This is a genomic window from Anaerobacillus alkalilacustris (assembly GCF_001866005.1).
Taxonomy (GTDB): Bacteria; Bacillota; Bacilli; order Bacillales; family Anaerobacillaceae; genus Anaerobacillus; species Anaerobacillus alkalilacustris.
This window is the reverse complement of record NZ_MLQR01000005.1, coordinates 1-8483: the sequence shown is the minus strand read 5'-3', so window position 1 is coordinate 8483 and position 8483 is coordinate 1. Positions and strand designations below refer to the sequence as shown.

The window sequence follows — 8483 nt, the reverse complement described above, 5'->3', positions numbered from 1 at the left end:
AGCAGTACCGAATTTCCAAGTGCCATTGAAGTATTTCTTCATAGCCTTTCGCTCATAATTTAGCTTTAAACGAGCATCAAGTGTATTCACGCTAAATTGATTTTGGGTTAGTGAGTAATCACGATTCCACACAAGGTCATATTCTGGAAGTTTAAATTCGATCAAAGACCATTCATGTCCATTCGATTTAGCCGACTTGTAGCGAGCTATTACAGTTTTCATCACAGATTGAGCCATTTGACTTTTTAGATCAAATAGATTGCGTAGTTGTTTATAGTACAAATCGTTAAGTTTTACTTGATTTAGATTTTTCGTTTCGAATATGTGTTTCGATAACCAGTTACAAGCCTTACGATAAGCATTAGTTGTTATTTTTAGACTTTCAGTTTGATTGTTAGAAACATAGATTTGTATTTTTGCAGTAATTGTAGACATTATCTTCACCACCTTTCACTAACTAAATTATACCAAAACTTTAGTGAAAGTTAAATAACTGAAATAGAGAAAGGAGTAACAAGGTGGAAGTTTCAGATACTTAATATGGTACAAAATCTTACGATTTTAACGTACCATACCGTATCTGACGGCAATTCCTCCCGCACTTATCGTTGGGCTATGCCCTTCACACGATTGAAGTGGGGGTATCCTTGCCGATTTTAGATGAATTCGGGGTATTTGTTGATATAAAATTCGATAATAAGACAGAACAAATTATAGACAGAAAATAAAGAGAAACAGCAAGGTAAATCTTACACTATTTCTGATCATTACTTCACTAAAAGCTTTACTGTTGCTGTTTGTTCCACTATTACACGTCGTTAGTTGAAATCACTTATACAGCTTTATTATTTATTGAGATTAGCTTTGTCATAATTAATTGAACAGCAATGACTGTCAAAATAAAGTCAGTATAAGGGGTATCTGTTCCACCTAATAAAGTAGCACCAACGAAAAAAGTTAAGAATGATACAATTAGTAACGCTAAAATATAGGACAACTGATTATTCATTAGAAAACTCCTTCTTTTAAGCCACATCTGGCTATGTTATTCTACTTTTCACTAACTGCTCGTTAGCACAACAACAGCAGCGACAGGATACTAAACTATTGCTCACCGTTTGTTTAAGTGTACCACTTCACAAAGTTATATCGATTTTAACATATACACATTAAAACTTTTCTTACTCACATTTCATTTTATATCATAAAGAGTACCTCCTAAAACAGAAGGTACCCTATACAAACGAATGATTGAACTCATTGTTATACTTTTCTGCTAAACTCCAAAATATTTAAACCCTCGGATGCTTCTGGTGCTTCAAAAAATTTAGTAACATGATTAAACACCGCTTCAGTGTCAAAAGCTGCTCTTTCGGGTTGTTCGTTACGCCTTTGTGCAATTTGACGTAAGCATTGCTCATTATGTAGATTAAGGAAAATTAGTTGATGGCTTGCATTGACCTCTGACGCCATATCCAAAAACCACTTTCGCAGTTTTTGAGTATTAGCTGGAAAATCCATCACTACATCTGTACCGACACTTAATATGTTTTGGACATGCTTTTTCACCAACGGCTTGAGCTGTGCTGAGTATTTTATATAGTCCTCAAATGATGCAATCTGATTGGGATAAAGAGATGAAAGCCATTCATCCTCAGACAATAGTACCGCATGTTTATCTATCGCCAATTGTTTTGATTTAGTTGATTTTCCTGCGCCCATTTTTCCACAGAAAAAGTATAGCGTCCCCAATTTTTCCATATTTTTAACCCCCGCGCTTATTTTAGTGGTTGTTGCTCCAACTTGTAAAACTTAAACGACCACCCGCTAAAGCAGGTGGATTTGGACATAAAATGTCGACGACTAAAGTCGTTTCTTAAGACTGAAGTCCTCTCAAAGTCCAACATGCTTAAGCAAACTAAAATTTGACTAAACTCATTCTTCAATCCTAAATATGTCGTTCTTTTCTTCATTAAACTGGTTTGCAATATAATTTCTAATTGTTTCTTCATCCACATTTCCTACTGTGGCACAAAAATAACCTCTTGCCCATAAATGAGATTACATGATATTTGATATCATAAACTGCATGACTATTCTTTTTATAGCCGTCCATACTTTTCACCTCACAACTTAAGTATGGACATCGAAGTGTAAGGCTAAAAGCGTATACCGTCTAAAGACGGTGGAGTTAGACCACGCATTTGGAAATTAAATTTATTTTTTTATAATTTTCCACTAATGTAGCACTTACTTAATATTAATATAAAGATACTCGAAATGTTCGCTAATCTGCTTCAATACTGCGCTTGGAAGAGGAACCGTCGCAACGACAGCTTATTCCAGTAACGCCTCCGTTAGCGCAATAATTTATTTCAATATTTTCTATTAAAAAATCTTTTATTTCGTCAAAATCTCTTGTTTCGATAAGAATTCTCTTTTGGTCTAAAATATAAAAGTATGGTGCTTCTTTTGCATTTAGTGATGGATATGTTTCAATTGCCGTTCAATTGCATTAGCAACATGCGTTTAAAATTCCTCGGTGGTCTTATTTTCTGCCATATAATTTCTAGCAAATCCGTTCATATTCATGATTACAACACTCCTCTATGAAAAAAAGTTATTAAGGGAGTGCTGATGCACCCCTCATTTCTTATTGAGCTTTTCTACGGTTTCTAACAGCTGGTTGTTGCCTATTTATTTTTCGAATGATGCATTTTAATTCGTTGCCTCTTTTTAAAATACCTTTTAAAAGTTTGGCTGTCTGATAGCAAGCTGCGACATCAAGCGTCTCCTCATTAGTATGTTCATTCCAATAACCAGCTGATACGTTTACGCTTTGAATGCCATGGCCTGCCCAAATCCTCGTATCACTGCTTCCACCCATTGTCGCCGCCCAACCACTTAGCCCTTCTTCATCTGCCACCTTTTCAAAAAATGTACCAAAGTCTTTATGGCAAAACGGAAGGAAGCTTCCACAAGACGTTACAATGTCACCATTGCCGCGGCGGTCTACAACAATCGCTCCATCGGTTCCCCAAAGGAAATAATCGTCTACCCTGCTCGCACCAACTAAACCACATTCCTCTTCCACTGTAAATATAACCTTCACTTTTCCGCTAAAAGACGAATGATAAAGGTGTTCCACCAGGTGAAGGACAACCGCAACCCCCGCGCGGTCATCAGCTCCCAAAATCCCTTTACTGCTCGACCAGACCGTTCCATTCTTAATAATTTTTCGTCCTTCTTCTAGTTCATACACCGTGTCCATGTGAGCATTCAACAAAATCGTTGGACCGTGGCCATTTCGATACGATTTTTCCGCTAAAACATTTCCGTTGTTGTCGACGGTAAGATGGTCCATGTAGGGAGAGAGTCTATCAATCACATATTCTCTTACTCTTCCTTCATTTCCACTTACTCCAGGTATCATTAGTAATTGTTCAAGTTGACGATAGAATAAGTGTTCTTTAATATATTCAACACCTTCTCCTAGCCAGCTTTCTTCTACCTGGCTCCATTTTTCCGCTAGGTCAAGTAGTTCATGTTCACTACAACGTAACTGAAATTGGTAATGTTTGCGACGCTCGATGATGTGAACACGCTTCATGCCAAATGCGAGCAATAGTTCTTGTAGCGTTTCGATGTCACAGTCTTTCGTAAACATCACATGAGCCGTTCTTCTACCATGCCCGTCACATGAGCCCATTGTATAAAAACCAAGGCGATTTAACTGACGTACAATTCCACTAATATATAAGTCGAGTTCACGAACCTTTGGCGCATCTTGCCCGGGACGAAACCATAAGCCTTCTCCTCTTCCCCGACTTGGAAATTGAAGAGCTTCGATCCAGCTTTCTTCACGATCAATATCCTCAAGAAGGATTAACTTGTCACCTTTGATGGTGAACGGGATGTGCGCCTTCTCCAGACACTCCCATAAAAATTGCAGGTTTAATTCAGTTTCATTTTTACAGTCAAATATGTTTCTTTCCTCCTCCGACAACATCCACCCATGACGAATTAATAATTGTTTCCACGTTTTCATCGTATCATCTCCTTTTTCCTTATCACATCCCTCAGTATGAGAGAAGCATGCTAAACCTCTAAAAAAAAGTCCACAATTTCTCATGATGGCTTTAACACGCCACGTTCCTCGCGAACCCCACTCCAAACGTTGTAGGCTTTCTGAAAGACTGATAGACAGACTTCAAAATCATGATCGTAGGCACGAATCACAGGTATTTGCGTTTGGATCGTCGAGCCTTCAAATACCGAAATCATGATTTTTGATGTGCTTGAAATATCACGACAACGGGCGTACATTTCCTCTAAATGCTTGGGATCGATATCTTCGTAAAGCTGGATATAGTTTTTCTGTTGATTCGTAAAATATCGTTCTTTCATCTTGCACAAGGCTTCATCTTTCCACACGTACAATCCAATCATTAACAGTGCATCCTCTAGCATATGCTCGAGCGTCGGTATCCACGTGACCTTGGTTTTCTTTGCATCATTTGTTGAGTTTAAGATCCATGCCGGCCTCCCGTTCTCCGATAATTGAAGTGTGTGCGTAATTCCATAAATCCCTCCTTCATATGGATGTGCAGAACCAACAAGTAGATGTGCAGTAAATGTACCCATTCAAACCCCTCCTAGTCATGTTTTAATCCAAATTTTACATTCAAATCATCCGCCAGCTTATGATAGTAGCGGTCACTTACAAACCCATTAGCGCCTCGTAAAATTTCTGTTGCATAGTGCGGCGGCGGAGCCACTTCTTCCTCTTTATCAACAACTAAAAACGTCAATACATTCCTATATGTTTTATGATTAATCGTTACATCTATAAAAGAAGGGCGATAAATGTGTGCCGTGACCCCTTCTCTTCGGAACAAGTACGATAACGTTTCGCTCGTAATCTGATAGACTTTTCCTTCCACATGATCCATTGATTCGATGAGGTCTGCTCTACCGCCATCATGAGATTTTCGGGTATAGGCGAGAGAATAGTTCTCAGCAACTCCACATCCTACGATTGCCTCAAACTGCTGTTTTACGCCTGCTTCCTGAAATCGCTTATCATCCATACATGACCCGTAGGCAAAGTAGAGTAATTCATCCTGCTGTAAATACCGATGGCACTTCCAATCTCCAAACCTAATTTCGGGGAAATCACATTGATGTGAACGGGAATATACATAGACATACGCTTCTGTTGTAGCGAAATCTGAATGAATGACCTGCGTGATCCGGTCATAGTGATTGCCTTTACCAACTCCTTTATATCCTTCTAATTCATCAAGTCGATGAAGCTGCTCAGCAGACACTTCATACAGTTCACCATAAACTTTTTGACGAGGACTTGGAACCATTGCCGGATACCCGTAGCCTGTATCATATAAGATTCCATTTGTCCAACATTGCCGACTTATGCACTTCGCTTCTTTTAGTAATCGGTGATTTACTTCATGTTGCCGTAAGGTTCCGTATACGAATACGTGGTTTCTGTTTTTCATCCTTATCATTCTCCTTTCTTATTTCTTACCATGAGTATACTGAAGTCGCCGTGACACGGTTGTCACATCATGAGATTCTCATCGCTTTCTGTTTTTTGTTTATAAAATAGTCCTCACTACAGCGAAACATTTATTGTTTTCACGATTGGTTCAATTTTCATTTTTAGCAACAACACCATCTCCTCGTTATCTGATACCTAAAGTTTACAGGATCTGTTGTGACACCCCTGTCACAACAAAAAAAGCCCCTGGATTAATCCAGAAGCAGGTCAGTACTTACATCTCTATTATGTTTAAACATTCGGAATTCATATGAAGAGTTCCAGCAATAACCGCCGTCAATTGTTTTAATTAAATCTTCCAACGGCTGCAATCGTTCCAACCGGTCTCTTAACCTAGATATACTGCGTCTTAACGTAGCATGAGGGTCTCTCGATTGTCGATATCTTCTCTCAATGATGTCATCATGACGAACTCCTTCAGGGTGGCGCATTAAAAACTCGAGTAAAGGTACTTGTTTCGTTGGAATGGATATATCCTTACCATTTAAGGACAAGGTCACATCATTCATACTTCGCTGATTTAAAATGAAGCAGTTTTCATTTTCATCGGGATCAGAAAGTTCCTCGTATTCACGTTCACTAATTTCACTAAATTCCGTTCCATTGACAATCATCTGATACGGCTTTTCTTCTTGTTGCTCGGTTGCTTTCATCTCTTTTAATAAGTGCTGGATTTCCCCAAATAACTTCAAGTCTTTAACGGGAATTCGTTCGACTTTTTTAAGGAACTCTTTTGAGATAATTTGTGTCGCTTTTAATATGTAGTAATGGGCTTTGACCTGTTGTTCCTTCACGAGTCGATTGCGGGTTTGTCTAGGCTGACAATTAAGAGACTGCTGAAAAGAATCGACTGATTTCGCCCATTCTTCCTGATAAAAATACAGAAACCCTAAACGGTAATACGCTCTTGCATTTTCGGGGTCAATTCTTACCACTTGATTAAATCTCGAGGTCGCTTTCTTGTAAGAATGCTGCCGAAGCTTTAGGTCTTCACCTTGCATAAGTAATAAATAAGCCAACGTTTCTCTATAACGGATTTCTCTTGGATTGACCCTTGAAAGATTTTTAAATATATTTTCCCCTTCAATAATCCATTCGAGGTTCGTTTCATCCTCTCTTTCCCACCAATCATCTTCCTTTTCTAGCAGCTCTTCTTCTGAAAGATCTGACATTCTGATCATTTGTTCGCTCTCCTCCTTAAATGATTTTGTTTACTTATATTGTCAATCACAAAAAATGTATTCTCACGTCTTTTTATCAGGGCCAACAACATTCGGTTCACCCCCAGTACCTTCCATTTCATTGAGTGACCACAGTTTTTCAGTATTAGATTGGACTTTAAGTAAACATGCACTGTCACTTCCCGAATTTTTATGAAAGATTAATTCGTTGTTTTTGGCCAAGTAAAATCATTTTTGTAGTAGTGCTTTTTTAATAAGGCTAGATCTCTTTCCCATTCGGTGATTGAGTTCCTATTTTTGATCATACCGTTCTTCATTGTCTTCCCAGCTGGATACGACAAAGTCTGGCTTCAGGGATATATTTTCTCTCCCGGAATGAATATTGACCAACAATCTTTTATCTTTATGCTGTAAGTCAAGTTTGTATGCTGATGATACTAATACCCTTTTCAAACATTCACCAACATAAACCTCATACAAATCATTCATTTTAAACAAGAAAAGCGCAAGGCGCCTTGGTCACGAGCGAAAGGCGCTCTTTGGCTTCTTACGTTTACATGCTTCTGCGTCTTCTAGTATTGCTTCGTAATAAGCTTCCTCGAAGCAAAGCTGCATGAAGCCATTCAGAGACGTTATTCATGTAGTTATTGAAGTCAGTGGCTTGACTGAAGTGACCGAGCTCGTAGGCTGCTTGCGCTAAACAGTTTCTAAGTTAGAAACTTATAAATTCTGATTATACAAAAAATATCAAACTTAAACTGATTGAAGAAAATACCCGTTTTATTGTATAATTTAACTAGATATATTCTAGAATAAAAAAATGACCGAACGCCACCAACGTCCGGTCAGTGCAACTACATCCGCTAGAAGAGCGGTGATCAATATTAATTGATTGGGAAAAAGTAACCGTTAACCTTGGTCGGGCTGGACGGTTACTTTTTTCTTTCTTTGACAATTAGTAAAAACAATGTAATTACACCAATCAAAACTAAATTTGATTGAAGTGCTATGTTCATTGCTTCGAACAATGTCATCTTTCCCACCTCCCTTCTTTCAGGAGTTGGTCAACCGCCCATCCACTTTATGTAGTTGCTACAATAATTATACCAAACATACGATTGGTTTTCTGTGTTTTGGGGCGAAAAAAGTTAAGAAAGTTAAGTGTCTGGCACTTAACTTTCAACTTCTTGATAAACTGCGAAGCGATGCTTGTAGACGCAGATGCAGCACCACTTAACGCAAATACTCAATTTCCGAAAACAAAAAGAACACACTCCATTGGAATGTGTTCTTTATTTTACCTAGCAACGTCCTACTCTCACAAGGGGAAGCCCCTAACTACCATCGGCGCAAAAGAGCTTAACGATCGTGTTCGGCATGGGAACGAGTGTGACCTCTTCGCTATCGCCACTAGATAATATAGTTAGTTGAAAGAAATCATTCTTTCAAAACTAGATAACATACATTTAAGATTCTTGAGTGTGAATTCAATTCTTATTTTAGGATAAGTCCTCGACCGATTAGTATCTCTCAGCTCCACACGTCACCGTGCTTCCACCCGAGACCTATCAACCTCATCATCTCTAAGGGGTCTTACTGGATTAACTCCAAGGGAAATCTCATCTTGAGGGGGGCTTCATGCTTAGATGCTTTCAGCACTTATCCCTTCCATACGTAGCTACCCAGCTATGCTCCTGGCGGAACAACTGGTACACCAGCGG

7 protein-coding genes, 2 rRNA genes and 3 pseudogenes are annotated in these 8483 nt (G+C 38.7%); all 12 read right to left on the bottom strand.

Annotated elements, in window-relative coordinates:
* Positions 1 to 435, bottom strand: a pseudogene (locus tag BKP37_RS05975) (RNA-guided endonuclease InsQ/TnpB family protein); the annotation flags it as partial.
* A 397-nt stretch (positions 436 to 832) separates the two neighbouring features.
* The gene (locus BKP37_RS19915) at positions 833 to 1009 is read right to left on the bottom strand and encodes a hypothetical protein (protein ID WP_169823085.1); all 177 of its coding nucleotides are present in this window, start codon (positions 1007 to 1009) and stop codon (positions 833 to 835) included.
* A gap of 254 nt (positions 1010 to 1263) precedes the next feature.
* Entirely contained in the window at positions 1264 to 1761 is a 498-nt protein-coding gene (locus BKP37_RS05970; protein WP_071308773.1) for a P-loop nucleotide/nucleoside kinase family protein, read from the bottom strand.
* Positions 1762 to 1935: 174 nt separating this feature from the next.
* A pseudogene (locus BKP37_RS19095) lies at positions 1936 to 2049 on the bottom strand (IS200/IS605 family transposase); the annotation flags it as partial.
* Positions 2050 to 2653: 604 nt separating this feature from the next.
* Positions 2654 to 4048 (bottom strand): M20/M25/M40 family metallo-hydrolase, encoded by a 1395-nt coding sequence (locus BKP37_RS05965; protein ID WP_071308772.1) that lies wholly within the window; start codon positions 4046 to 4048, stop codon positions 2654 to 2656.
* A gap of 80 nt (positions 4049 to 4128) precedes the next feature.
* Positions 4129 to 4644 carry a hypothetical protein gene (locus BKP37_RS05960; RefSeq protein WP_071308771.1) on the bottom strand — a complete coding sequence of 172 codons (516 nt, stop codon included), beginning with the start codon at positions 4642 to 4644 and terminating at the stop codon, positions 4129 to 4131.
* 11 nt (positions 4645 to 4655) lie between these two features.
* Positions 4656 to 5519: a gamma-glutamylcyclotransferase family protein gene (locus tag BKP37_RS05955; RefSeq protein ID WP_071308770.1), complete on the bottom strand. Its 864-nt coding sequence runs from the start codon at positions 5517 to 5519 to the stop codon at positions 4656 to 4658.
* A gap of 253 nt (positions 5520 to 5772) precedes the next feature.
* A complete protein-coding gene (locus BKP37_RS05950; protein WP_071308769.1) occupies positions 5773 to 6762 on the bottom strand; it encodes a helix-turn-helix domain-containing protein in 990 nt (329 codons plus the stop codon).
* A gap of 66 nt (positions 6763 to 6828) precedes the next feature.
* Positions 6829 to 6921: pseudogene (locus BKP37_RS20415) on the bottom strand (DUF4256 domain-containing protein); the annotation flags it as partial.
* Between the two features lie 132 nt (positions 6922 to 7053).
* The gene (locus BKP37_RS20950) at positions 7054 to 7251 is read right to left on the bottom strand and encodes a 5-methylcytosine restriction system specificity protein McrC (RefSeq protein ID WP_425424976.1); all 198 of its coding nucleotides are present in this window, start codon (positions 7249 to 7251) and stop codon (positions 7054 to 7056) included.
* A gap of 810 nt (positions 7252 to 8061) precedes the next feature.
* Positions 8062 to 8177 (bottom strand): 5S ribosomal RNA (gene rrf / locus BKP37_RS05945).
* Positions 8178 to 8262: 85 nt separating this feature from the next.
* Positions 8263 to 8483 (bottom strand): 23S ribosomal RNA (locus BKP37_RS05940); the annotation flags it as partial.

Bases quoted from the DNA above. Each gene is read 5' to 3' on its own strand.
- BKP37_RS19915 (WP_169823085.1), bottom strand. From the start codon at position 1,009: ATGAATAATCAGTTGTCCTATATTTTAGCGTTACTAATTGTATCATTC.
- BKP37_RS05970 (WP_071308773.1), bottom strand. From the start codon at position 1,761: ATGGAAAAATTGGGGACGCTATACTTTTTCTGTGGAAAAATGGGCGCA.
- BKP37_RS20950 (WP_425424976.1), bottom strand. From the start codon at position 7,251: ATGAATGATTTGTATGAGGTTTATGTTGGTGAATGTTTGAAAAGGGTA.
- BKP37_RS05955 (WP_071308770.1), bottom strand. From the start codon at position 5,519: ATGAAAAACAGAAACCACGTATTCGTATACGGAACCTTACGGCAACAT.
- BKP37_RS05965 (WP_071308772.1), bottom strand. From the start codon at position 4,048: ATGAAAACGTGGAAACAATTATTAATTCGTCATGGGTGGATGTTGTCG.
- BKP37_RS05960 (WP_071308771.1), bottom strand. From the start codon at position 4,644: ATGGGTACATTTACTGCACATCTACTTGTTGGTTCTGCACATCCATAT.
- BKP37_RS05950 (WP_071308769.1), bottom strand. From the start codon at position 6,762: ATGATCAGAATGTCAGATCTTTCAGAAGAAGAGCTGCTAGAAAAGGAA.